Origin of the sequence: Streptomyces sp. NPDC002896 (genome assembly GCF_040295225.1) — a bacterium.
Taxonomy (GTDB): Bacteria; Actinomycetota; Actinomycetes; order Streptomycetales; family Streptomycetaceae; genus Streptomyces.
The window spans coordinates 18,452-41,711 of sequence record NZ_JBEOVA010000024.1 but is presented as its reverse complement, the minus strand read 5'-3'; the positions used below and the strand labels follow the sequence as shown (position 1 = coordinate 41,711).

The window sequence follows — 23,260 nt, the reverse complement described above, 5'->3', positions numbered from 1 at the left end:
TCACGCCTCTCCGGCCACTTCGCGAATTGCAGCGCGAATGTTGGGATAAGCGCCGCAGCGGCAGATGTTGCCGCTCATGAACTCGCAGATGTCCTCATCCGAACCCGCTCGTCCCTCGGCAATAAGCGAGATCGCCGACATGATCTGCCCTGGAGTGCAGTAACCGCACTGGAACGCGTCATGTCGGGCGAATGCCGCCTGGATGGGGTGCAACTCGCCGTTCTCCGAAAGGGATTCGACGGTGACGATTTCACGCCCCTCGTACTGGGCGGCAAGCGCCAGACACGACACCACGCGTTTCCCGTCGGCCATCACCGTGCAAGCTCCGCAGGCGCCCTGGTCGCACCCCTTCTTCGCCCCGGTCAGGCCCAGATGGTCACGCAGCGCGTCGAGCAGGGTGACACGGGCGTCGAACCGCAGCCGATGGCTCGTGCCGTTGACATGGAGGGTGACCTCGACCTGAGGAACTTCGGGTGATGCGTCGGCGGACGGGCTTGCCGGGACGTCGACTCGGCTCATGGCGCCTCGATTCCGGGTTATCCGATCAGGCCCCTGCTCACAGAGCGAACACGTTCCGCCGATGCTATCCCGAAAAACGCCTTATGTGCCATGTGTACCTTTTTAGGTTTTCATGACGCCCCGGCGTCGGCACGAACTTTTGTCAGGAAAGCGTTCCGCGGGGCTGGTCGTCGCGCTCGGCCTTCTTCTCCTTGATGCGCACCGCTTCCTTCCGGACCTCGGCCTGGGTGGCGCGCTCCTTCTCCAGCCAGTCGGGACGGTCCCTCTTCAACTCCTCGATCTGCTCAGTGGTGAGGGGTTCGGTGATTCCACCACGTGCGAGACCCGAGATGGAGATGCCCAGCTTCGCCGCGACCACCGGACGGGGGTGCGGGCCGTTGCGCCGCAGCTCCTGCAGCCACTCGGGCGGATCGGCCTGCAGCGCGTTCAGCTCGGCGCGCGAGACGACACCCTCCTGGAACTCGGCGGGGGTGGCCTCGAGGTACACACCCAGCTTCTTCGCCGCGGTCGCGGGCTTCATCGTCTGGGCGGTCTGGTGCGACTTCATGGTGTCCAGGGTATCGAGCGCCTGCGCGACCTCCGACCACGACCGGTGACGGGCGACCGGTAACCTGGCGGAGTGACAGGCTCGGAAGACTCCCCTTCGTTCCGGCTCGCGTATGTCCCGGGGGTGACACCCGGCAAGTGGGTGCGGATCTGGAACGAGCGGCTGCCCGAGGTCCCCCTCACCCTCATCGGGGTGACCGCCGCCGAAGCGCCCGATGTGTTGCTGGGCGGCAGTGCGGACGCGGCTTTCGTACGGCTGCCGGTCGACCGCACGGTCCTCAGCGCGATCCCTCTCTACACCGAGACGACGGTGGTCGTGGTTCCGAAGGACCACGTCGTGGCGGCGGTCGACGAGGTGTCCGCCGAGGATCTGGCCGACGACATCGTGTTGCATCCCCTCGACGACGTCCTCGACTGGGAGCGTATGCCGGGACGGCCGGCGATCGAGCGCCCCGCCACGACGGCGGACGCCGTCGAGCTGGTGGCGGCCGGAGTGGGACTGCTCGTGGTGCCGCAGTCACTCGCCCGCCTGCACCACCGCAAGGACCTCACGTATCGGCCGGTGACGGACGCCCCCGAGTCGCGCGTTGCGCTGTCGTGGCCGGAGGACGCGACCACCGACCTGGTGGAGGACCTCATCGGGATCGTCCGCGGGCGGACCGTCAACAGCTCCCGGGGTCGCCGCACGACCCCGGCCCCGACCCCGGTTCAGCCGAAGCGCAAGCGACCCGATTCGGGCGTCGCAGGGCGGAAGCCCGCAGCCGGCAAGTCGACCGGCAAGAGTCCCCGCAGCGGTTCCGGCGGCGCGAAAGGCACCAAGCGCGGGAAACCTCGCCGCCGGTCGTAGTTTCCGTGGCTTCCGTCGCTTCCGGGCGGATACGTCAGGACGGAGTCGTCGGAGCGAGCGCAAGCCACTCGAACGCGGCCTGCGCGGTGAACTCGCCCTGCCCGCCCCGGAAGAGCAGCCCCGCCGTGTTGAACCGGGCGTCGTCCGCCTGCGCCGCGACGTAGGGGATCGCGATGCAACGCATGCCCGCCGCATGCGCCGCGGCGGCCCCGGGCGCGGCGTCCTCCACAACCACACAGCCCGCCGGTTCGGCGCTGATCCGGCGGGCGGCCTCGAGGAAGACGTCCGGTGCGGGTTTGCCGTGCGCCACCTCGTCCGCCGATACGACGACGGGCAGCAGGTGGGTCATCCCGGCGCCGGACAGGATCGCCTCGATGGCCTCGCGAGAGGACCCCGAGGCCACGGCCATCGGCACACCCGCGTCGTGCAGCCGCTCCACGAACTTCCGCATCTCCGGGTAGACGGGCGTGGAGACCCGGGCCAGTGCCAGGTAGCGGCGGTTCTTCTCCGCCAGCAGCCCGTCGAGCGGTGCCATGAGCCCGTACCGCTCCTTCCACAGAGCGATCGTCTCCTGCGTGCCTATGCCGACGTACTGCTGGTGGTCCTCCCAGGTGAAGTCCGTGACGCCGTGCTGCGCAAGAACATGCCGCCCCGCTTCGAAATAGTTCGGTTCGCTGTCCACGAGTGTTCCGTCGAGATCGAATATGACCGAGGTGGTGGCTGCCTGGCTCATGCGGTTCAGCATGCCAGGGAGTGGGGGAGGGGGCACGGGCGGCTGAGGGGGCGCGGACGGCTGAATGGGCCCGGGTGGCTGAGAGGGTACGGGCGCGGTCGGCGAGCCGCGCGGTCAGCGAGCCGCGCGAGCCGAGCGGCCGATCGACTCCACGAGCGGCAGCAGACGATGCGGCACCCGCTCGCGCAGCGCCACCTCCGTGCGTGTGCGCACCACGCCCGGCACCTGGATCAGCTGCTGGATCACGTCCTCCAGGTGCGCGTTGTCCCGCGCCACGACCCGCGTCAGCAGATCGCCACCACCGGTGATCGAGAACGCCTCGATGATCTCCGGCACGGCGGCCAGCGCATCGCCCACCTCGTCGAGATGCCCCTGAGTGACCTCGATGTGCACAAACGCGAGCACCGGATGGCCGAGCGCGGCGGGGGAGAGCGAGGGACCGGTACCCCTGATCACCCCGTCCCGCTCCAGCCGGTCCAGCCGGGCCTGGAGGGTGCCCCGTGCGATGCCGAGGATACGGGCGTACTCGCGAGCGCTCGTGCGGGGCTGCTCCAGCAGCAGCCGCAGGATGCGGGTGTCCAGCTCGTCCACGGCCATGGCCCGTGGGTCTCCTCCCGGTCGGCGAGCAGCGCATATGACGGTACCAATGGCTCAGTCGAGATCCATGACATGGCCAGACGGTCCAGTCCGACGAAGAAGCCCGACCCGTGCACCCCGCCGCTGCGCGCCCTTGCGGAACATCCCGGACGGGCAGTCCGTGCGTGTTCCCGCAGGTGACAAAATCGGTGTTCCGGGTGGTGCCGTACTGCGATCATGGGGCCGGAACTGACACCCAGTCCGCAAGGAATCGCTCGCCATGCCTGTGCCTGCCGACCCGACGGTGTTGCATCCGATGCCCGAGCAGCCGCGGGTGGTGTTGCTCAGGCCGTTGGTGAAGTCCCCATTGATCGAGGTCGGGGAGTACTCCTACTACGACGACCCGGACGACCCGACCGCGTTCGAGACGCGCAACGTGCTCTACCACTACGGGCCGGAGAAGCTGGTCATCGGCAAGTTCTGCGCACTGGGCACCGGAGTGCGGTTCATCATGAACGGCGCCAACCACCGCACGGACGGCCCCTCGACCTTCCCCTTTCCCACCATGGGCGGCTCGTGGTCCGAGCATTTCGACCTGCTCACAGGCCTGCCGAATCGGGGGGACACCATCGTCGGCAACGACGTCTGGTTCGGCTACGGCTCGATGGTGATGCCCGGCGTGCGGATCGGACACGGCGCGATCATCGGCTCCGGCGCCGTGGTGACCTCAGACGTTCCCGACTACGGGATCGTCGGCGGAAACCCTGCCCGTCTCATCCGCACCCGCTACAGCGACCAGGACATCGCCCGGCTGCTGGCTGTGGCCTGGTGGGACTGGCCCGCGGAGCACATCACCGAGTACGTGCGGACGATCATGTCGGGCAGCATCGGCGACCTGGAAGCCGTTGCCCCGGACACCCGCCGCATGTAACGCGGGCACGGGAGTTCCCGCGGACGACTCGGCACCCCGCCGCACACCCCTCTGCGCGGAGGCCGTCGTAATTGCAGTGCTGAGCAGCCCGGGGGCGGGATAGAGTCATGAGCATGTACTTCCATCAGATCTACGGCTGACACGGACGGGGCCGCGCCCCGCTTCCGCCCCGCATGCCCATGTGCGCGCCCCGACCGCAGAGCTTTTCTCTCGGAGCGGTTGGCGCGCCGGCTTGCGGTGTCCCTTCCGCCGTAGACCTGAAATGAGTGATCTTCCATGTCCCGTCGCCGCGCCCACATCGCGATGGTCGGCATCCCCGCCGTCAGCCACGTCCTGCCGAGCCTCGAGATCATCCGAGAGCTGGTCGCCCGCGGCCACCGGGTGACCTACGCCAACGACCCGGCGGTCACCGACCTGATCGCCGCCACCGGCGCCGAACTCGTCCCCTGCACCTCCGTGCTGCCCGTCGCCGACAACAACTGGCCCGACGACCCCATCGCCGCGATGGACCTCTTCCTCGACGACGCCATCCAGGCCCTCCCGCAGTTGCGCGCCGCCTACGACCACGACCGTGCGGACCTCTACCTGTACGACATCGGCGCCTACGCCGCGCGCGCCCTCGCCGAGACGCAAGGCCGCCCCATCATGCAGCTGTCCCCGACCTTCGTCGCCTGGAAGAGCTACGACCAGGACGTGGCGGCGCACCTGTGGCAGTTGCCGGGCGCCGACGCGTACCGAGCGAAGTTCGCGCAGTGGCTCACCGACTGCGGGGCGTCCACCACCGACGTCGACGCCTTCTCCGGCCGGCCCGCGCGGGCCCTGGCCCTGATCCCGCGGGCGATGCAACCGCACGCCGACGAGGTCGACACCGACTCAGTGACATTCGTCGGCCCCTGTCGAGGCCCGCGTGGGGGTGAGGGTGTCTGGACACGTCCCGCCGATGCCGAGAACGTCCTGTTGATCTCCCTGGGCTCCGCGTACACACGCCGACCGGAGTTCTACCGCCAGTGCCTGGCGGCCTATGGCAACCTGCCCGGCTGGCACGTCGTACTCCAGATCGGCAAGCACACCGACCCGCGGGAACTCGGCGACGTCCCGCCCAACGTCGAAGTGCACACCTGGGTGCCTCAACTGGCAATTCTGGAACAGGCCGACGCCTTCGTCACCCATGCGGGAATGGGCGGCAGCAGCGAAGGGCTGATCACCGGTGTTCCGATGATCGCCGTCCCACAAGCCGCCGAACAGTTCATCAACGCCGACCGGCTCGTCGAGCTTGGCGTGGCCCGCCGCATCGACACCCCGGACGCCACCGCCGAGACCCTGCGCACCGCCCTGAGTGAACTTGTCTCCGACGCGGAGGTCACCCGCCGCTCGGCGCTACTCCGTGCCGAAGCGCGAGCCGAGGGCGGCACCACGCGGGCCGCCGACCTCATCGAGGACATGCTGGGCTGATTGCGAGGCGCTGGTCACCGTCCCGGTGGGCTGCCATGCCTCCATGATCCATCCGAATCCCGGCCGTGGGCTGCAAGCCGAGGGCGGCCCGGGCAGCTCATTGGATGCCGACGTCGTGAGTGGTTCCGTCGGCGATGGCTTGGAGTTTGTCGGGGTTGGCGACGTTGTGGATGGCGGTGATGCGACCGTCGGCGTCGAGGTCGAAGGTGACAGTGGCGATCACGCGGCCCGGGCCGCTGAACAGCATGCCCGGACCGCCGTTGATCTCGACGAGTTCGGCGTTCATGTCGGCAGGCTCGGCGCCTTGGTAGGTGATGGTGCCGATGGCCCCGAACCAGGCGGCCACGGTCTCTGCGCCGACGACCGGACGCAATGCCTGGCGCCGTCTGCTTCTCGTCTTGCTGACGGCCACCAGACGCAAGTTGATCTCCGGTCCGTGACATGGGGTCGATGTGATGAGCGACACAGTCGCCTTGGCGTGGTCCGCGATCCGTGCGATCAGCTCAAGAAGGCTTCGGGTGTCGGCGCCACAAATACCCAGGGGGGGTATAGTGTGGGTGTATCGGCAGGGCTCCGGACGACCGGCCTGTCCCGCAATACGACACGCGCAATACGCACGGACCTGAGGAAGAAGCCATGACCTCCGAGAACGTCACCACCGTCTACAAGGTGTCCGGCATGACCTGCGGCCACTGTGAGAGCGCTGTTTCCGAGGAGCTCTCCGCGCTGGACGGCGTCACCGCGGTCAAGGCCGTCGCCGCCTCCGGCGAGGTTACCGTCACCTCCGCCGCCCTCCTCGAAGAGGAAGCCGTGCGCGCCGCGGTCGACGAGGCCGGTTACGAGCTCGTCGGCCGGGTCTGACAGCTCCGCCGGGCCTGACAGTTCCGACGGGGCTGTCAGGCCCGGGAACGCGATGTCGCTCCCGCGCCGGGACGTGCCGCTCCGCTGATACGGACGCCGTGCGCCCGGCCTCTCCCAGGAGATTCGCCCATGACCAGCACGGCTCCCGAAAAGGCCCTTTCCGCTACGGCACCCGCGCCCGCCTCCGAGGTCGAGCTCTCCATCGGCGGCATGACCTGCGCGTCGTGCGCCGCCCGCGTGGAGAAGAAGCTCAACCGCATGGACGGTGTCACGGCGACCGTCAACTTCGCCACGGAGAAGGCCAAGGTCTCCTACGGGGCAGAGGTCGAGGTCGCCGACCTCATCGCGACCGTCGAGAAGACCGGCTACACCGCCGAGGAGCCGCCCCCGCCCCCGTCCGAAAACGCAGGCGAGGGCGAGACGCAGACCATGTCGGCGGCGGACAGTGAGCTCGTGTCTCTGCGGCAGCGGCTGTTCGTGTCGCTGGCGCTCTCCGTGCCCGTCGTCCTGATGGCGATGGTCCCGGCCCTGCAGTTCGACAACTGGCAGTGGCTGTCGCTGACCCTGGCCGCTCCGGTCGTCGTCTGGGGTGCCTTCCCGTTCCACAAGGCGGCCTGGACGAACGCCCGCCACGGCGCCGCGACCATGGACACGCTGGTGTCCATCGGTACGCTCGCCGCGCTCGGCTGGTCGGTATGGGCGCTGTTCTTCGGGCACGCCGGGATGCCGGGCATGCGGCATGCGTTCGAGTTCACCATCTCCCGTACGGACGGCTCGTCCTCCATCTACCTGGAGGCCGCGGCGGGCGTGACCACGTTCATCCTCGCCGGGCGGTATCTGGAGGCGAGGTCGAAGCGGAAGGCCGGCGCGGCACTGAGGGCGCTGCTGGAGCTGGGCGCCAAGGACGTCTGCGTACTGCGGGCAGGCAGGGAAGTACGCATTCCTGTGGCGCAGTTGGCCGTCGGCGACCGCTTCGTCGTCCGTCCCGGAGAGAAGATCGCGACCGACGGAGTCGTCGTGGAGGGCGGCTCCGCGGTCGACGCCTCGATGCTGACCGGCGAGTCCGTGCCGGTGGACGTGACGGTCGGCGATGCCGTCACCGGTGCCACGGTGAACGCCGGCGGAAGGCTGGTCGTCGAGGCGACCCGGGTCGGCGCCGACACCCAACTCGCCCGCATGGCGAAGCTCGTCGAGGACGCCCAGAACGGCAAGGCCGAGGTGCAGCGCCTCGCCGACCGCATCTCCGCGGTCTTCGTCCCCGTGGTCATCGTCATCGCGCTGGGCACCTTGCTGACCTGGCTCTTCGTCACCGGCGACCCGGCTGCCGCGTTCACCGCGGCCGTCGCCGTACTGATCATCGCCTGCCCCTGTGCGCTGGGGCTCGCGACGCCGACCGCCCTCATGGTCGGCACCGGGCGCGGAGCCCAGCTCGGCATCCTGATCAAGGGCCCGGAGGTGCTGGAGTCCACCCGGCGCGTGGACACCGTCGTCCTCGACAAGACCGGGACCGTGACCACGGGCCGTATGCAGCTCCAGGACATCGTCACCGCCCCGGGCGAGGACGAGCGTGAACTGCTGCGGCTCGCGGGCGCGCTGGAACACGCCTCCGAACACCCGATCGCCCAGGCGATCGCCGCGGGCGCCGTCGAACGGACCGGAAGCCTCCCCGTCCCGGAGAACTTCGAGAACGTCGCCGGTCTCGGCGTCCAGGGTGTGGTCGAGGGACGCGCGGTGGTCGTCGGGCGCGAGAAGCTCATGGAGGACTGGGCCATCGACCTCCCCTGGGAACTGGCCGAGGCCAGGGCCGCAGCGGAGGCGGGGGGGCGTACGGCGGTCGCGGTCGCCTGGGACGGCAAGGCGCGCGGCGTCCTCACCGTCGCCGACGGGGTCAAGGAGACCAGCGCCGAGGCGATCGCCGAACTGCGCAGGCTCGGCCTGAAGCCTGTCCTGCTGACCGGCGACAACCAGACGGTCGCCGACTCCGTCGCCCGGATGGTCGGCATCGACGAGGTGATTGCCGAAGTCCTGCCTCAGGACAAGGTGGCCGTGATCAAGCGGCTGCAGCGCGAGGGCCGCACGGTCGCGATGGTCGGCGACGGAGTCAACGACGCGGCCGCCCTCGCCACCGCGGACCTGGGCCTGGCGATGGGAACGGGCACGGACGCGGCGATCGAAGCGGGCGACCTCACGCTCGTACGCGGAGACCTGCGGGTGGCCGCGGACGCCATCCGGCTCTCCCGCAGGACGCTGGCCACCATCAAGGGCAACTTGTTCTGGGCCTTCGGTTACAACATCGCCGCACTGCCCCTGGCGGCGGCCGGCATGCTCAACCCGATGATCGCGGGCGCCGCGATGGCCTTCTCGTCGGTCTTCGTCGTGACCAACAGCCTGCGGCTGCGCTCCTTCACGTAGGACGCGCAGGCCGACGGTCGCGGCCGTGGCGGCCCTCATCTTGAGGCCCAGCCCGCAGTCGGCCCAGGTCGGCGTCCGCACCGAGCCGCCGCACCGGACTTCCCTGGTCGCGGGCGGGGTGCCGACGACGCGACTTCAACTCTGGTTAGGTACGGTCGGATGCCGGAAGGTGATCCCGGGTCGGCCCGGGACGGAGAGCGGAAGGTGCACATGAGCCGGTACGTACGTGCGGGAGGGGCCCTCGGGCACCTGCTGCTCGTCGTCGTGCTCGCGTTCGGCGTCTTCGCCATGCACACCCTCGGGCACCCGGACGGATCGTCCGGTCATGGCGCGGCCACCGCATCCCACGCATCGACGATGGATGGGGCATCCGAGGCTCACGACACTGCGGTCACCGCGGCTGCCGCAGAGCCGAGTCACGCGATGGCTTCCTCGCACTCGTCGTCCGGGGACTCCGCAGACCATCCCGCCATGGCGATGGACATGCTCTCGCTGTGCCTGGCGGTGCTGCTCAGTGTGTATGTGCTCGCCGCCCTTCTGAAGGCCGCGCTCGCCAGTCGGCCCGACTGGCTGGCGAACCTCCTCGCTCAGGCGACCGTCGCCCAGCGGCCCAACCCGCCGCCACGCGGCCCCGATCTCACCCAGTTGTCGGTCCTGCGGCTGTAGGCCGAACCGCCTCGCGGGCGCGCACACCAAGCGCCGCCCCGCGATGACGCGCACGCCAAAACAGCCAGAGAACCGACATACGAGGTGAGATCGACCATGACTGACCGTACTCGCGCCTTCCGCCGCAAGCCTGCCCGCCGCATCGCTGCCGTGGGAGTCGTGGCGGCCGGGGCCCTGCTGCTCGCCGCCTGCGGCAACGACGACGACATGAGCGGCATGGACCACGGCAGCTCGGCTGCCGCATCGGCGACCGCCGAGCCGGGCAACAGCGCATCGGCCGCGGACTTCAACGACGCGGACGTCAGCTTCGCGCAGATGATGATCCCGCACCACCAGCAGGCTCTGGAGATGGCCAAGCTGGCCGACGGCCGCGCATCCGATTCTGAGATCAAGGAACTGGCCGCGCAGATCGAGAAAGCCCAGGACCCCGAGATCAAGACGATGGAGGGCTGGCTGAAGTCCTGGGGTAAGCCGACCCAGGCGGAGTCCATGGACCACTCCGGCCACTCAGGAGACTCCGGGGACTCCGGCATGGACGGCATGATGTCCGACGAGGACATGAAGGAACTCGAGGCCGCGAAGGGCACGGAGTTCGACAAGATGTTCGCCCAGATGATGATCGACCACCACGACGGCGCGATCAGCATGGCCGAGGACGAGCAGAAGAACGGCAGCAACGCCGACGTCAAGAAGATGGCCGACGCCATCGTCGAAGGCCAGTCCGCCGAGGTGAAGCAGCTCCAGGGCATTCTCGATCGGCTCTGATCCTCGGCGCACCGACCGTTGCGGTCACACGCTGACTGCTTCGGTCACGCGCTGACTCCTTCGGTTCCACACTGACCGCCCCGGGCTCTACCGGCCACGACCGGGAGGCCGGGGCGGTCCTTCGTCTGGACGAGTCTGAACGAAGCAAAGTCGATCTTGCCTGCCTTCGTGGTCCGTTGGCCTCCTGCCGGTGCAGCCCAAAGGCTCGAGGCTGCGCCAATGGCCCAGTGATTCTTGCAGCGCTTGAGCCACGAGGCCCGAGGATGCTGTGATGTACCCGTCGATGGCGCTGCGGATCCCGCGGCGCCTTCTTCATGTCCGGAAGCAGGAGGGGCGGGAAAGTGCTGAAGAGGGTGTTCGTGGCTCCGGACCCGGGGCGGCTGCGGCTGCGCAGCGCCACTCGGGCCGTCGCCGGTATCGGGTCGGCGGTCGCTCTCTGCGGCCTCGCCGGTCACTCGCTGGCCGCGGCTGTCACAGGTGGGCTTGCCGCGCTGCTCGCCCTCTTCACGGTGACCGACGCGACGGTGCGGGGCCAGGCGGTCACGACCGCGCTGATGCCCGCCGTCGGCTTCCCGGTATTCGCCCTGGCGGCGGGGCTGCACGACCATCCGGTGGCGCGGGACGTGGCCTTCCTCGCCGTGGTCGGCGCGGGGGTGTACGCCCGGCGCTGGGGGCCGCGCGGGCACAGTCTCGGCGTGTTCGCGTTCATGGCCTTCTTCGTGACGCAGGTCCTGCATACGGTGCCGGGCCAACTGCCGGAGCTGTACGCCGCCGTCACGCTGTCGCTGCTCGCCTCATCGGCCGTCCGCTTCGGCCTGTGGTGCTATGAGCGGCGGCTGCCTCCGGCCGTCGTTCCGGCACCGCAGGCCGGCACGGGTCTCGCCCGGCCGACGACCCGCCAGGCGCTTCAGGCGACCGCCGGCGCCGCCTTCGCCCTCATGGTGGGCGAGCTGCTGTCCGATCAGCGCTGGTACTGGGCCGTGGGCGCCACCTGGTGGATCTTCGTCAACACCGCATCCCGTGGCGAGACGCTGGTCCGGGGCTTCCGCCGGGTCGTCGGCACGCTGATCGGCATCGGCCTCGGTCTGCTCCTCGTGGTCCCGCTACAGGGAGCTGCCATCCCCACGGCGGTCCTCGCCGCAGTCAGTGTCTTCGGCATCTTCTACACGGCCGCGGTCTCGTACACCTGGATGATGCTCGCGGTGACGCTGCTGGTCGACCTGCTCTACGGGCTTCTGGGGGTGCTGGATCCCGGCCTGCTCGCCGTGCGTCTCGCGGAAACAGGCGTGGGGGCGCTGGGCGCGGCGCTCGCCGTACTCTTCGTGCTGCCGGTCACCACCCATGCCACGACCGACGCCTGGATCCAGCGCGCCCTGCGGTGCGTACACGAGTGCACCGCCGAGGCCGCGGCGCGCCTCGCGGGCTCGGAGACCGCCGACCCCGCCACGCGCGTCGCCGAGCTGGAGCTGTTGCTCGCCAGGGTGCGGCTCTCGGTCTCACCGCTGGTGCACCCGCTGAGCCCGATGCACGCCCGTAAGAGCCGGGCCCGGCAGGTGCTGGCGCTCCTCGACGACTGCGCCCGCGAGGTCCGCGGGCTGGCCTCCGTGGCCGCCGATCCCGAGGCTTCCCACGATGTCCGCCTCGCCGCCGCCTGCCTGCGCGTGGAGGCCGCCGTGGAGACACTCACCGCACAGCGCACCGCGCGGGAGTCGGCGGCCGTCGACGCCTCCGGGGCGCGCCACCCCGCAACCGAACCCGCGCTCGCCCATCTGCACGGCCTGGAGCGCGCACTGACCGCGCTGGCCGCACCGCTGCGCACCTCACCGCGGTCGCCGCTCGTCGGGGCCTGAACCGGGGGCCGGCGGCCGGGCGTGCTCGGCCCGACAACCGTCCCCATGTGAGCCGACGGGGTTACCGCATGCCCGTGGCTGCGCCATCCGGCGGCGTGCGTGCGTGGGGATCCATGCCCTTTCGGGGGTGCTTGGTCTAGACCGATGGCTGTCGACTGCTACCGTCGGCGCCAGCACCGGCAGGGGCGCGGTGAGGGCCAGCAAGCACCGGCAGTGAGAGGGGAATGCAGTGGCAATGGGCGGCAGGCGCGCCGGACGGGCATACATCGGATCGTTCACCGCAGCCGGGGGCAGGGGACTCATCGTCGCGGCTGTCGACCAGGACACGGGTGCGCTGACCGAGCTGAGCGCCGCCGACGAGATCGCTGATCCCTCGTATCTCGCGCTCTCACCGGACTCGACCGTGCTCTACGCGGTCAGCGAGACGGCCGACGGCTCGGTCACCGCATATCAAGTCGCCGGAGGCAGAGCGGAGTTGGTCGGTTCTCCGGTGCCGGTGAAGGGCGACGGCCCCACGCATCTCGCCGTGCACGCAGGGCATGTGCTGACCGCCAACTACGGCTCCGGCAGCGTCACCGCCGTGCCCGTGAAGGCCGACGGCGCCCTCGCCGCCGCCCCGTCCAGCCTGCTCCGACACGAGGGCTCGGGGCCGCACCCGCAGCGCCAGCAGGCGCCGCACGCCCACCAGGTGGTGCCGGATCCGACCGGCCGCTGGGCGGTCAGCGTGGACCTCGGCACCGACTCCGTGCGCATCTGCTCCCTCGACGGCGAAGGGGAGTTGAGTCTCTGGCGCGAGGTGGCGCTGAGGCCCGGGTCCGGGCCGCGTCACCTTGCCTTCCACCCGCGCGGCGATCTCGTGTACGTGCTGAACGAGCTGGCGCCGACCGTGACCACGTGCCGCTGGGACGGGGACGAAGGCCTGCTGCAGCCCCTCGGCGAGACACATGTGCTGCCCGGTGCGCCCGACGGTGATGCCTATCCCTCGGAGATCGTCGTCGCTCCCGACGGCCGGTTCGCCTGGACGGCCACCCGCGGCGAGGACGTCATCTCCGTGCTCGCGCTCGACGGTACGGGCGAACGTCCGCGGTTGCTGACCACCGTGCCGTGCGGCGGGCACTGGCCCCGGGACCTGGCCCTCGACCCGTCGGGCCGGTATCTGTACGCCGCGAACGAGCGCTCCGGTGACGTGACCTGGTTCCGCATCGACCCCGAAACGGGCCTGCCGCGGCGGGCCGGCTCGATCGAAGCGCCCGCCGCTTCCTGCGTGGTGTTCGGCTGACAGGGGCAACAGCGCAGTAACGGCGAAGGCCCGCTCCCCGGCACCGGGAGCGGGCCTTCTGCGCGTACGGTCAGCGCACCGGTGCGCCCGTCGGCTGCGGGGCGATGCCCAGCGCCGTCGTGTACTTGGAGAGCACGAGCTTGCCGATCGCCGGGTACGCACCCAGCGCCTCCGCGGCCGCGCAGCCCGCTTCCTTCGCCGCCGCGTCCAGCAGCTCCGGCTCGATCTCCGGGCCGATCAGATACGGCGCGAGCGCCAGCTGGGCCGAGCCCGAGGAGCGCAGCTGCTCCGCGGTCGCCGCGATCGAGCCCTCCTCGTCCAGGGCCGCGGCCATCACCGGCACCGCGAGGCGCGCGGCCAGCAGCATGCCGGTGATCCCGGCGGCCTGCACGGCCTCGGTGCCGCCGACGGACGCGAGGATGATTCCGTCCGCGGCGGTCGCCACGGTGAACAGCCGGGCACGGTCGGCACGGGCCAGACCGGCCTCGGACAGGCGCACGTGCAGCGCCTCCGCGAGCAGCGGGTGCGGGCCCAGCACATCGGTCAGCTCCGCAGCGGCACGGCTGTCCATCAGGGCCTGGCGGATGCTCCGCAGCAGCGCGCTGTCGGGGCCGGCGAGCAGCGGCACGACGACCGCCACCGGGCCGTCGGGCGGCGCGGCAACGCTCGCACCGGCGGCAACGGCCTGCTCGTAGCGTGCGGTGCGCTCCTGGGCCGCGTGCGCGAGTACGGACTGGAGCGCGGGGTACTCGGCGTCGTCCCCGTCCACGAATCCGATCCGCGCGTCCAGGCCGGGAAGCTCGGAGCGGGCGATGCTCACGACCTCTTCGGCGAGGCTGCGCGCGGTGGCGCTGGGAGTGCCGGGCACGGCGAGGACGAGCGCGGGCGCGCCCTCGGGAGCCGCCACGGGCTCAGGGCGGCGGTGCCGCCCGGGCTGGCGGGGACGCGGCATTCGTACAGGCAGGCCGGATGCGGGCCCAGTGGGGGAGCTCATGGCGCCGCATGCTACTGGCTTCTTGGGCTCCCCTGTTCGGGGAGGGTGCAGGTGAGCGGTATCCGTCCTGATTTGTCTTATGGGTTATGTGGGGATCGGTTGCACGGGCTTCGCCGCGGATGGAGCATGTACGGATTCATGCGCGTGTGGTGGTGTATCAGTGCCTATCGAGTGCTTCAACTCGGCGTCGTGACCATCGGCGCAGCGAGGGTCCTTGTCCGGTGGGGTTTACGGCGGGGATTACGCCGGGGCCTGAGCCAGGATCGCTCAGCAGGAAACGGCCGCTCAGCATCGAGCCTTACGGCGCATCGAGCCGTACGACGCACAGCAAGTGCTCGTCATGCGGCAGGGCCGGCCGGTCCACGGCGAGGTCGACGGCCATGCGTACGGCTCCGTGCAGCGGGTCGCCCTCGGCAGGCACCTGGCGCGCTTGCGGAAGCAGCTGGGCGAGTTGTGCGCGCAGGGGCGCGAGCAGGGGCTCACCCATCTTGAACAGGCCGCCGGTGAGGGCGACTTCGCTCTCGCCGGATTCCGGGCAGACGGCTGCAGCGGCCTCGGCGATATGGCGCGCAGCGTCCTCCAGGATGCCCGCAGCCACCGGGTCGTCCGCCGCACACGCGGCGACGTCCGGAGCGAACGACGCGAGTACCGCGGGCCGGTCGGCGCGGGGATAGAGCTGCGCGGGCAGCCCGGCCACGGGTCCGAAGACCTTTTCGGCATGCGCAAGCAGAGCAGGTGAGCCACCGCGCCGCCCGTCGGAGGCGCGCATGGCCGCCTCGAGGCCGGCCCGTCCGATCCACGCGCCGCCGCCGCAGTCGCCGAGCAGATGGCCCCAACCGTCGGCCCTGCGCCAGCTCTTGAGATCCGTGCCGAGCGCGATCATGCCGGTGCCGGCGGCCACGACCGCGCCGGGCCTCCGGCCCAGGGCCCCGGCGTACGCGGTGACGGCGTCGGCGGCGAGCGCGAGGCGCCGTACCCCGAGTTCACGCGCCAGCGCGGCGGGCAGCTCGGCGCGCAGCCGGGCGCCGAGGGTCGCCATCCCGGCGGCCCCGATGGTCACGGCCCCGATGCCGTCGACACCGGCCTCCCGCATCAGCTTCCTGGCCATGGGCACCAGCTGCTCCAGCAGATGGTCCGGGTCGATGCCGCCGGGCCCCGTGCGAACCGGTGTTGTCGACCCGCTGCCCGAAGGCGCGACCGTGCCCGTGCCGCTGAGGACCGCAAGGGCGGCCCGCAGTCCGGAGCCCCCGGAGTCGACGCCCAGCACGGCCGACGGCGCGTCGGCGTCTGTCACGGCCGACGGTGCCCCAGCCTCCGTCACGACACCACCCCAGCCTCCGTCACGACACCACCCCAGCCTCCGTCACGACACCGCCCGCCGGCCCGGTCTCCGTCACGGCAGCCGCCAGTCCACCGGCTGTGCGCCCTGCCTGACCAGCAGTTCGTTCGCCCGGCTGAAGGGGCGGGAGCCGAAGAAACCGCGGTCCGCCGACATGGGGGAGGGGTGCGCGGACTCCACCGACGGCAGATCGCCGAGCAGCGGCCGCACATTGCGCGCGTCGCGCCCCCACAGGATCGACACGAGCGGCCGGCCGCGCGCGACCAGCGCACGGATCGCCTGCTCAGTGACCTCCTCCCAGCCCTTGCCGCGGTGCGCACCGGGACGGCGCGGCGCCGTGGTGAGCGCCCTGTTGAGCAGCAGCACGCCCTGCTGTGACCATGGCGTCAGGTCACCGTTCGACGGCTGCGGCAGCCCGAGGTCGGTACCCAGCTCCCGGTAGATGTTGATCAGGCTGCCCGGCAGCGGCCGCACCTCCGCCGCGACGGAGAATGACAGCCCCACGGCATGTCCCGGCGTCGGGTAGGGGTCCTGCCCGACGATCAGGACGCGGACGTCGTCGAAGGGCTGCTGGAAGGCGCGCAGGACATTCGCTCCGGCCGGGAGATAGGTGCGTCCCGCGGCGATCTCCGTGCGCAGGAAGTCGCCCATCCCGGCGATCCGTTCGGCTACGGGTTCCAGCGCCTTCGCCCAGCCCGCTTCGACGATTTCATGCAAGGGTCGTGATGCCACGGGGCGTCACTCTACTGGCGCCCCGACCAAGGCCGAACGCGCAGGTTACGAGCAGACATGACTCCAGGGCCCTGGCCACCGGCGCGTCCGCTGAGTCACCCGTGACGGATCGTCCGCGACGTACCCGTCATGCGCGGCCCGCCCCCGGCCATGCGGTACGCCGCAGGCGCTGCCCGCGGGCGTGACCCCGCCATACAAGGCGTGACCCCGCCTTGCGCCCCGTCATACCCGCACGAGTGATCACCCGATGACCGCTGCCCGTACGCACAGCACATCCGGCAGATGCGAGGCCAACTGCCGCCAGCTGTCGCCGTCGTCGGCGGATGCGTACACCTCCCCGTTGCGATTGCCGAAGTAGATGCCCGCCGGGTCCGCGCCGTCTGTGCACATGGCGTCCCGCAGCACCACGCCGTAGTGATCGCCCTCGGGGAGCCCGGCGGAGAGCGGCTCCCAGTTCTTGCCGGCGTCGGCCGTGCGGTAGACGCGACAGCGACGGCCGGCGGGCACGCGGTCCACGTCGGCGTTGATCGGGAAGACGTACGCCGTGTCCGCGCGGTGCGGGTGGGCCACCGCGGCAAAGCCGAAGGTGGATGGGAGGCCCTCGCCGATGTCGGACCAGTGCGCGCCGGCGTCGTCGCTGCGGTACACCCCCCAGTGGTTCTGCAGATACAGCCGGTCCGGGTCGGCGGCGTCCTGAGCGATCTTGTGCACGCACTGCCCGAACTCGGGGTTGGGCTCTGGAAGGAAGACGGCGGACACACCGGAGTTGGACGGCGCCCAGCTCTCGCCGCCGTCGTGGGTGCGGAAGACGCCGGCCGCGGAGACGGCGACCGTCACGGCGCGCGGGTCCCGCGGATCGGTGACCACGGTGTGCAGCCCCTCGCCACCCCCGCCCGGCGCCCACTTCGACCGCGTGGGGTGCTCCCACAGCGGCCGGACCAGCTCGAACGTCTCGCCCCGGTCCTCCGAGCGCCACAACGCGGCCGGTTCCGTGCCCGCGTACACCACGTCCGGCTCGGCGACCGCCGGATGCAGCTGCCACACCCGCTCCAGCGAAGCGTCCGTGTCCGGGGGGAACTTGATGGCGGGCCGGATAGCCTCGGTCCAGGTCGCGCCCAGGTCGTCGGAGTGGAAGACGGACGGGCCCCAGTGCGCACTGTCCCCGCCGACGAGGAGTCGCGGTACCGGCCGGCGCGTATCGATCGCGATCGAATAGACGGCCTGGGCGTTGAAGTAGGGACTGTCGTCGAACTCCCAGGCGCCACCGCGCCGTCGCCCGATGAAGAGACCCTTGCGTGTGCCTACGGTGAGCAGTACATCGGTCATGCCAGACCACCTCCGGGACGTCGTTGTCTCAGCTACGGGCCAGTCTGCACCTCACCACTGACAGTCACCCCCGTATGCGTTGTTTCCGCAGGTCAGACCGGTCATGCTGGGTGCGGAAGCCGCGCGGGACCGCTTCCACGGCCGGGCGGTCACGTCGGTACCCGTCGCGCCACCCGTACGCGGGCCGCCCCCGGCTCACGCCCGCACCTGGACGAGCGCATGCGTACCGCTGGTGCGCCAAGGGGCCCCGCTCCCGTCGAGCTCCGTCAGCGTGGCGGCTGTCAGTCCCGTGACGACGTCCGACTTCAGCGTGCGCAGTGCGGCGACAGGGCCGGGGAAGTAGGCGGTGACGTCGGCGAAGGGTGTGGTGGCCGGCCAGTGCCGGTCGCCGACCAGCCGGCGGTAGTTGAGGTCGCCCTTCATCACGGTCACCTTGGCCGAGGCGAAGTCCCGCCGGAGGTCCTCGTGCATCTCGGCGTACGGAAGGGGCGCGCATGAGAACGGATGGGCGAGGAGGGCGAGTCGGCCGTCGCTGATCGCATCCCGCAGTCGGCGCCCGACCTCGGACGCGTATCCGGCTGCCGCTGTCATCCGGGCCAGGCACGCCAGCAGGTCGGCCGTCGTCGCGTCGGACACGTAATAGGGATACGGCTTGAGGTGCACGCTCACGGACGAAGCCCGGCCCGTGGTGATCAAGTGGTCGGCGAGCACCAGATCCGGCAGCAGCTCTGGTCCGGCGTTGTCGGCAACGAGGCAGATCCTGCCCGGCGAGCCGGACGCCAGCAGCTCCCAGAACGCCCGTGTGTCGTCCACGACGAGCCCGGTCACACGATCGCCGAGGCCGCTCTCGCCAGCCGAGATGCGGAAACCGAGATCGGCGCGGTTGCCCCACAACGCCGCATGCAGCAGCGTGACGTCCTGCTCATCCGCTGCGAGCTGGGGAATCCGGTCGAGGGCGGACAGCTCCTCGTCCACCTTGGTGCTCGTGAGCTCGGCGTTCTTGAACGGCGCGAAGGGGTCGATCCCCTGCCAGGGACCCGGTACGAAGTAGCGCAGCGCGGCCAGCAGCTTGCGGTAGAAGAAGCTCTCAGCCCACAGGAACGGGACATCCGCCCAGCGGCGGCCGACGTGCCCCTCGCCCCACTGCTTCCACTGCGCGGCGCCCGGTTCGGAGTCGTCCAGCGGCTCGATCACGCCGTCCTCGGCGGTCTCCCGCAGCAGGTCGTCGAGGGCCTTCTGCAGCTCGGGCGGATAGGGCGTGGCCCGTCGGACGCGTTCGATCAGCGCCGGATGCCGTTCATGGAGAACACCCCACGGGAAGGAACCGACGACATTGCTGACGATGACCGGGGCGGCCTTGGAAGAGGGGTCGGGGACGGGGGCGGGCTGGGTCATACTCCGTGAACTCCCTCTGCGGGACGGGTGGGAACGGCTGACAGCAGTCTCTGCCATTCGCCGCACGCATTCCCGTCCCGCAGCCGCTCGCCACTCCGGCGAGCGGCTGCGGCCGATCGGCCGTGTGGTCGGACCGACCGGTGCCGCGTGGATCTATGCTTCCACCGGCTTGCGTCCGGCCTCCGCGGAAGTCTCCCCGGACGTGCTGTCGGCGTCGGCGGACGCCGAACCCGACGCGCCCCCGCCGACATGGTTGAACAGCAGGTTCAGCGCGATCGCCGTGATGCACCCGGCGCTGATACCGCTGTCCATCACCGTCTGGAACCAGTTCGGGAAGTGCGCGTAGATGTCCGGGACGCCGACCGGCAGCATGCCGACCGCGACGGACACCGCCACGACGGTCAGATTGTGGTTGCCGCGGAAATCGACCTGGGCCAGCGTGCGCAGACCGCTCGCCGCGACCGTCCCGAACATCACCAGACCCGCGCCGCCCAGCACCGGCGCCGGAATCGCCGCGACCACGGCGCCCAGCTTGGGCAGCAGCCCGAGCAGGACCAGGATGCCGCCCGCGGTGGCGACCACCCAGCGGCTGCGCACCCGCGTCATGCCGACGAGGCCCACATTCTGCGCGAAGGCCGTGTAGGGGAAGGTGTTGAAGACACCGCCGAGGACCGTCGACAGTCCGTCGGCGCGCAGTCCGTCGGCGAGCGTGCGCGGCTGGATCTTCCGGTCGGTCATCTCACCGACCGCAATGAAGTCACCTGTGGTCTCGGTCATCGTCACGAGCCCCACGACCAGCATCGAGACGATCGCCGACGCGTGGAAGGTGGGCGCGCCGAAGTGGAACGGCGTGCTGATCCCGACCCAGTCGGCGTCCCCGACCCCGCCGAAGTCCGTGAAGCCGAACGGCACCGCGACCGCCATGCCGACGGCGATGCCGACCAGGACCGCGATCCGGCTCAGGAAAGCTGGCGCGAACCGCTGCACACAGAGGACCACGGCCAGTACGAAGGCCGCGAGCGCCAGGTTCTTCGGCTCGCCGAAGTCCTTCGCGCCGACGCCGCCCGCGGCCCAGTTGCCCGCAACGGGCAGCAGCGAGACGCCGATGATCAGGATCACCGTGCCGGTGACCAGGGGCGGGAAGAACCGCAGCAGTTTTCCGAAGACGGGCGCGAGCAGGATCATCGCGAGGCCGCAGACGATCACGGACCCGTAGATCGCGGGCAGGCCGCCACCCGTGGTGCCGATGAGCACCATCGGCGACACAGCTGCGAACGTGCATCCCTGCATGATCGGCAGCCGCACACCGAAGCGCCAAAAGCCCACGCACTGGATGAGCGTGGCTATGCCGCACAGCAGCAGATCCGCGGTGATCAGATACGCGAGGTCCGCCGGCGGCAGCTTCATCGCACCGCCCACGATCAGTGGTACGGCGACCGCGCCCGCGTACATCGCGAGGACGTGCTGCAACCCGAAGGCGGCGAGTTGGCGGACGGGTGGGACCTCGTCGACGGGATGCACGGGTGGTGCTGTGGACGCCATGGGCACTCCAAGGGCCGGGGGGAATGCGGGTGACTTGAACTGCACGCGACCGTAATCGCCTTAAACAATTTGTTGATTACAGGCTCGTTGCCTGGATGTGTCAAGGCTTCTGGACCCGTCCGCCTGCTCAGGCCCACGGGCAGGCAGCGGCAGACGCTCGCGGCGTCCCGCGCTGCGCACAGGTTCGGCTGTTTTGTCGCCGAGATACCGTTCCCCGGGCTCCCGCTGCCGCGCTAGCGGGCAGTCGTAGCCGCCCGCGCAGCCTCCAGAAGTGACTCCCAGTCAGGAATCTTCACCGGCCCGCGCCCGAGCGAGGCGCCGAGCTCGGCCTCCGCCCGTTCGATCGCCCGCCATCCGGACCACTCGATCGGCTGCAGTCCCCCGGCGCTCAGGACGTCGAGCGGATCGGGCAGCGCGCCCCGTCCGGCAAGAGCTGGCGCGTCCTCGAGCAGCGAGGTCACCGTCTCCTTGGCGCAGGGGCGGTTGGTGCCGATGACGCCGGTCGGTCCGCGCTTGATCCACCCGGCTACGTACTCACCGGGCGACACCTGGCCGTCGCGCAGGACACGCCCGCCCGTATGCGGCACGGTGCCGCGCTGGGAGTCGAACGGCAGCCCGTCCAACGGCACTCCGCGGTAGCCGACGGAGCGCAGGACCAGCTGCGCCTCGATGTCCTCGTACCGGCCCGTGCCCCTGACCCCGCCAAGCCCGTCCGGCACGGTGCGTTCGAAGCGCACGGTGCCGACCCGGCCGGCCGACTCGAGGAGTTCGACCGGGCGCAGGAAGAAGCGCAGGTGGATTCGGCGGGCGCGCCCCTGCGGCGGCCGTTCGGCCCAGCCGCGCAGCACCTCGATGTTGCGCCGGTTCGCGGCGGGCAGCCCGGAGGGATCGGTGTACGCCGGGTCGAGCGCCAGTTCCTCGGGGTCCACGACGACCTCGGCGTCCGGCAGCCCCCCGAGCTCGCGTAGCTCCTTGGTCGTGAACTTGGCCTGGGACGGGCCGCGCCGCCCCACCATGCTGATCTCCCGTACGCGGCTGGCGCCCAGTGCCCGCAGCGCGGCCTCGGGCATGTCGGTGGGCCGCAGTTCGTCGGCGCCGCGGGCCAGGATGCGCGTGACGTCCACGGCGACGTTCCCGACGCCGATGACGACGGCCGACTGTGCCCCCGCGACGAATCCGTCGGTCGTGGTGTCCGGGTGTGCGCTGTACCAGGACACGAACTCCGTTGCCGACCAGCTGCCGGGCAGCTCCTCGCCCGGCACGCCGAGCCTGCGGTCCGTCGCGGCGCCCACGCAGTAGACCACCGCGTGATAGAGCTCCCGCAGCCGCGCGGGGGTCACCCCGGCCGGGCCCACCTCGATCCCGCCGAGGAACCGCACGCGGTCGTCCTCCAGAACGGTCCGCAGATTGTTCTGCAGCGACTTGATCTTCTCGTGGTCGGGGGCGACGCCATAGCGCACGAGGCCGTACGGGCAGGGCAGGCGGTCCAGCACATCCACCCTGACCTCGGGCACCTGGCTCTGCTGGACGAGGCTCTGCGCGGTGTAGACCCCGCTCGGACCCGAGCCGACCACAGCGACCTGGAGCACGGCGGAGCTCCTTCCACGAGGGAACGGTGGCACCTCATCGGTGAGGTGACTGCGCGTACCTCCAGCATCGCACCGCGGCACCCCTGAGGGGAGGTGCCGCCGCACACCGGGGGGCATGGATCAGGACAGTTCACGCATCCGGTTGATCTCGCTGGTCTGCTGTGCGATCACATCATTGGCCATCTCTTCGATCTGGATGTTGTTGCCCTGTGCGAGGACATCCGTTGCCATCGTGACCGCGCCGTCGTGGTGCGTGATCATCAGTTTGAGGAAGAGCTCGTCGAACGCCTTGCCCTTCGCCGCGCGCAACTCCTTCAGCTGCGCCTCGGTGGCCATGCCCGGCATGGCGGCATGGTCATGCCCCTGCTCCTGCGGCTCCTCCGAGCCCCCGTTGGTCTTCAGCCAGCCCTTCATGGCGCTGATCTCCGGCGCCTGCCCGGAGGCGATGCGGCTCGCGAGGCGCTTCACCTTCGACGACGCGGCGCGGGTCGGTGCGAGGACGGTCATCTCGAGGGCCTGTTTGTGGTGCTTGATCATCATCTGGGCGTAGGCGAAGTCGGCCGAGTTGGGGGCGTCGTCCGATCCGTTCTTCTTCGCGGCGTCCGCGGCGGACAGCGTCTCGGCAGCCTCGCCGGGCTTTCCGGGGGCGATGACGGAGGGGCCCGCCGATGTCCCGGCGCCCTTCGCCGAGCCGCCGTCGGACGAGCCGGAGTCGCAGCCGCCGAGCGCGACGACGGCCACGGCCAGAGAGGCCGCGACGATGGCAGTGCGCAAGGGCGACATACGGCGGTAAAGCACTGCAACCTCCAGTGGCGCACGGTGAGTTGGAAAACCGAATACCGTCCTAGCACGCTTCCGGGCACTGATGATCAAAGAGTTTCGTTACGAGTTCATTGCCCTCTGTTG

The 23,260-nt window shown here is 70.4% G+C and carries 21 protein-coding genes and 1 pseudogene; 9 read left to right on the top strand and 13 right to left on the bottom strand.

Annotation, left to right across the window (positions count from 1 at the left end; translation table 11 throughout):
• Complete coding sequence (locus ABT009_RS33525) at window positions 1–519, bottom strand: (2Fe-2S)-binding protein (RefSeq protein ID WP_351303653.1); 519 nt, start codon at window positions 517–519, stop codon at window positions 1–3.
• Between the two features lie 142 nt (window positions 520–661).
• Complete coding sequence (locus ABT009_RS33520) at window positions 662–1,066, bottom strand: DUF5997 family protein (protein ID WP_351303650.1); 405 nt, start codon at window positions 1,064–1,066, stop codon at window positions 662–664.
• Between the two features lie 72 nt (window positions 1,067–1,138).
• Here ABT009_RS33520 and ABT009_RS33515 point away from each other — a divergent pair, with 72 nt between their 5' ends.
• Window positions 1,139–1,912, top strand: coding sequence for a LysR substrate-binding domain-containing protein (locus ABT009_RS33515; RefSeq protein WP_351303647.1), 774 nt, complete (start codon window positions 1,139–1,141; stop codon window positions 1,910–1,912).
• A gap of 34 nt (window positions 1,913–1,946) precedes the next feature.
• Here ABT009_RS33515 and ABT009_RS33510 read toward each other — a convergent pair whose 3' ends face one another.
• Together ABT009_RS33510 and ABT009_RS33505 are read right to left on the bottom strand one after the other, a co-directional pair.
• A complete protein-coding gene (locus tag ABT009_RS33510) occupies window positions 1,947–2,645 on the bottom strand; it encodes an HAD family hydrolase (protein ID WP_351303644.1) in 699 nt (232 codons plus the stop codon).
• A gap of 114 nt (window positions 2,646–2,759) precedes the next feature.
• The gene (locus ABT009_RS33505) at window positions 2,760–3,242 is read right to left on the bottom strand and encodes an Lrp/AsnC family transcriptional regulator (protein ID WP_351303641.1); all 483 of its coding nucleotides are present in this window, start codon (window positions 3,240–3,242) and stop codon (window positions 2,760–2,762) included.
• A gap of 259 nt (window positions 3,243–3,501) precedes the next feature.
• Between ABT009_RS33505 and ABT009_RS33500 the strand changes: the two genes are divergently transcribed.
• The gene (locus ABT009_RS33500; protein ID WP_351303638.1) at window positions 3,502–4,152 is read left to right on the top strand and encodes a CatB-related O-acetyltransferase; all 651 of its coding nucleotides are present in this window, start codon (window positions 3,502–3,504) and stop codon (window positions 4,150–4,152) included.
• Between the two features lie 276 nt (window positions 4,153–4,428).
• On the top strand, window positions 4,429–5,604 hold the full coding sequence (locus ABT009_RS33495) for a macrolide family glycosyltransferase (RefSeq protein WP_351303636.1): 1,176 nt from the start codon (window positions 4,429–4,431) through the stop codon (window positions 5,602–5,604).
• A gap of 97 nt (window positions 5,605–5,701) precedes the next feature.
• On the opposite strand, the pseudogene ABT009_RS33490 reads toward ABT009_RS33495, so the two are convergent.
• Window positions 5,702–5,986: pseudogene (locus ABT009_RS33490) on the bottom strand (RNA polymerase subunit sigma-24); the annotation flags it as partial.
• 254 nt (window positions 5,987–6,240) lie between these two features.
• On the opposite strand from ABT009_RS33490, the gene ABT009_RS33485 reads away from it, so the two are divergent.
• The 6 genes from ABT009_RS33485 to ABT009_RS33460 all read left to right on the top strand — a co-directional run bounded on the left by ABT009_RS33485 (window position 6,241) and on the right by ABT009_RS33460 (window position 13,437).
• Entirely contained in the window at window positions 6,241–6,465 is a 225-nt protein-coding gene (locus ABT009_RS33485; protein ID WP_351303633.1) for a heavy-metal-associated domain-containing protein, read from the top strand.
• A 129-nt stretch (window positions 6,466–6,594) separates the two neighbouring features.
• Window positions 6,595–8,877 (top strand): heavy metal translocating P-type ATPase, encoded by a 2,283-nt coding sequence (locus ABT009_RS33480; protein ID WP_351303631.1) that lies wholly within the window; start codon window positions 6,595–6,597, stop codon window positions 8,875–8,877.
• Between the two features lie 210 nt (window positions 8,878–9,087).
• Window positions 9,088–9,543, top strand: coding sequence for a DUF6153 family protein (locus tag ABT009_RS33475; RefSeq protein ID WP_351303628.1), 456 nt, complete (start codon window positions 9,088–9,090; stop codon window positions 9,541–9,543).
• A 96-nt stretch (window positions 9,544–9,639) separates the two neighbouring features.
• Entirely contained in the window at window positions 9,640–10,308 is a 669-nt protein-coding gene (locus ABT009_RS33470; protein ID WP_351303625.1) for a DUF305 domain-containing protein, read from the top strand.
• 341 nt (window positions 10,309–10,649) lie between these two features.
• Window positions 10,650–12,158, top strand: coding sequence for an FUSC family protein (locus ABT009_RS33465; protein WP_351303622.1), 1,509 nt, complete (start codon window positions 10,650–10,652; stop codon window positions 12,156–12,158).
• Between the two features lie 229 nt (window positions 12,159–12,387).
• Window positions 12,388–13,437, top strand: coding sequence for a lactonase family protein (locus ABT009_RS33460; RefSeq protein WP_351303619.1), 1,050 nt, complete (start codon window positions 12,388–12,390; stop codon window positions 13,435–13,437).
• Between the two features lie 70 nt (window positions 13,438–13,507).
• Here the strand turns inward: ABT009_RS33460 and ABT009_RS33455 are convergent, their stop codons facing one another.
• The 8 genes from ABT009_RS33455 to ABT009_RS33420 all read right to left on the bottom strand — a co-directional run bounded on the left by ABT009_RS33455 (window position 13,508) and on the right by ABT009_RS33420 (window position 23,137).
• Complete coding sequence (locus ABT009_RS33455; RefSeq protein WP_351303616.1) at window positions 13,508–14,431, bottom strand: sirohydrochlorin chelatase; 924 nt, start codon at window positions 14,429–14,431, stop codon at window positions 13,508–13,510.
• A gap of 298 nt (window positions 14,432–14,729) precedes the next feature.
• Window positions 14,730–15,725 carry an N-acetylglucosamine kinase gene (locus tag ABT009_RS33450; RefSeq protein ID WP_351303614.1) on the bottom strand — a complete coding sequence of 332 codons (996 nt, stop codon included), beginning with the start codon at window positions 15,723–15,725 and terminating at the stop codon, window positions 14,730–14,732.
• A 99-nt stretch (window positions 15,726–15,824) separates the two neighbouring features.
• Window positions 15,825–16,502: a uracil-DNA glycosylase gene (locus tag ABT009_RS33445; RefSeq protein ID WP_351303611.1), complete on the bottom strand. Its 678-nt coding sequence runs from the start codon at window positions 16,500–16,502 to the stop codon at window positions 15,825–15,827.
• A gap of 240 nt (window positions 16,503–16,742) precedes the next feature.
• Entirely contained in the window at window positions 16,743–17,828 is a 1,086-nt protein-coding gene (locus ABT009_RS33440) for a WD40/YVTN/BNR-like repeat-containing protein (RefSeq protein WP_351303608.1), read from the bottom strand.
• Between the two features lie 195 nt (window positions 17,829–18,023).
• Entirely contained in the window at window positions 18,024–19,223 is a 1,200-nt protein-coding gene (locus ABT009_RS33435; RefSeq protein WP_351303605.1) for a damage-control phosphatase ARMT1 family protein, read from the bottom strand.
• A gap of 153 nt (window positions 19,224–19,376) precedes the next feature.
• Window positions 19,377–20,765 carry a nucleobase:cation symporter-2 family protein gene (locus tag ABT009_RS33430; protein ID WP_351303602.1) on the bottom strand — a complete coding sequence of 463 codons (1,389 nt, stop codon included), beginning with the start codon at window positions 20,763–20,765 and terminating at the stop codon, window positions 19,377–19,379.
• A 233-nt stretch (window positions 20,766–20,998) separates the two neighbouring features.
• On the bottom strand, window positions 20,999–22,354 hold the full coding sequence (locus ABT009_RS33425) for an FAD-dependent oxidoreductase (RefSeq protein ID WP_351303599.1): 1,356 nt from the start codon (window positions 22,352–22,354) through the stop codon (window positions 20,999–21,001).
• A gap of 120 nt (window positions 22,355–22,474) precedes the next feature.
• The gene (locus ABT009_RS33420) at window positions 22,475–23,137 is read right to left on the bottom strand and encodes a DUF305 domain-containing protein (RefSeq protein ID WP_351303914.1); all 663 of its coding nucleotides are present in this window, start codon (window positions 23,135–23,137) and stop codon (window positions 22,475–22,477) included.
• Window positions 23,138–23,260 lie beyond the last annotated feature (123 nt).

Bases quoted from the DNA above. Each gene is read 5' to 3' on its own strand.
- ABT009_RS33475 (WP_351303628.1), top strand. From the start codon at position 9,088: ATGAGCCGGTACGTACGTGCGGGAGGGGCCCTCGGGCACCTGCTGCTC.
- ABT009_RS33480 (WP_351303631.1), top strand. From the start codon at position 6,595: ATGACCAGCACGGCTCCCGAAAAGGCCCTTTCCGCTACGGCACCCGCG.
- ABT009_RS33430 (WP_351303602.1), bottom strand. From the start codon at position 20,765: ATGGCGTCCACAGCACCACCCGTGCATCCCGTCGACGAGGTCCCACCC.
- ABT009_RS33495 (WP_351303636.1), top strand. From the start codon at position 4,429: ATGTCCCGTCGCCGCGCCCACATCGCGATGGTCGGCATCCCCGCCGTC.
- ABT009_RS33485 (WP_351303633.1), top strand. From the start codon at position 6,241: ATGACCTCCGAGAACGTCACCACCGTCTACAAGGTGTCCGGCATGACC.
- ABT009_RS33420 (WP_351303914.1), bottom strand. From the start codon at position 23,137: ATGTCGCCCTTGCGCACTGCCATCGTCGCGGCCTCTCTGGCCGTGGCC.
- ABT009_RS33470 (WP_351303625.1), top strand. From the start codon at position 9,640: ATGACTGACCGTACTCGCGCCTTCCGCCGCAAGCCTGCCCGCCGCATC.
- ABT009_RS33520 (WP_351303650.1), bottom strand. From the start codon at position 1,066: ATGAAGTCGCACCAGACCGCCCAGACGATGAAGCCCGCGACCGCGGCG.
- ABT009_RS33435 (WP_351303605.1), bottom strand. From the start codon at position 19,223: ATGACCCAGCCCGCCCCCGTCCCCGACCCCTCTTCCAAGGCCGCCCCG.
- ABT009_RS33455 (WP_351303616.1), bottom strand. From the start codon at position 14,431: ATGAGCTCCCCCACTGGGCCCGCATCCGGCCTGCCTGTACGAATGCCG.
- ABT009_RS33525 (WP_351303653.1), bottom strand. From the start codon at position 519: ATGAGCCGAGTCGACGTCCCGGCAAGCCCGTCCGCCGACGCATCACCC.
- ABT009_RS33440 (WP_351303608.1), bottom strand. From the start codon at position 17,828: ATGACCGATGTACTGCTCACCGTAGGCACACGCAAGGGTCTCTTCATC.
- ABT009_RS33500 (WP_351303638.1), top strand. From the start codon at position 3,502: ATGCCTGTGCCTGCCGACCCGACGGTGTTGCATCCGATGCCCGAGCAG.
- ABT009_RS33505 (WP_351303641.1), bottom strand. From the start codon at position 3,242: ATGGCCGTGGACGAGCTGGACACCCGCATCCTGCGGCTGCTGCTGGAG.
- ABT009_RS33510 (WP_351303644.1), bottom strand. From the start codon at position 2,645: ATGAGCCAGGCAGCCACCACCTCGGTCATATTCGATCTCGACGGAACA.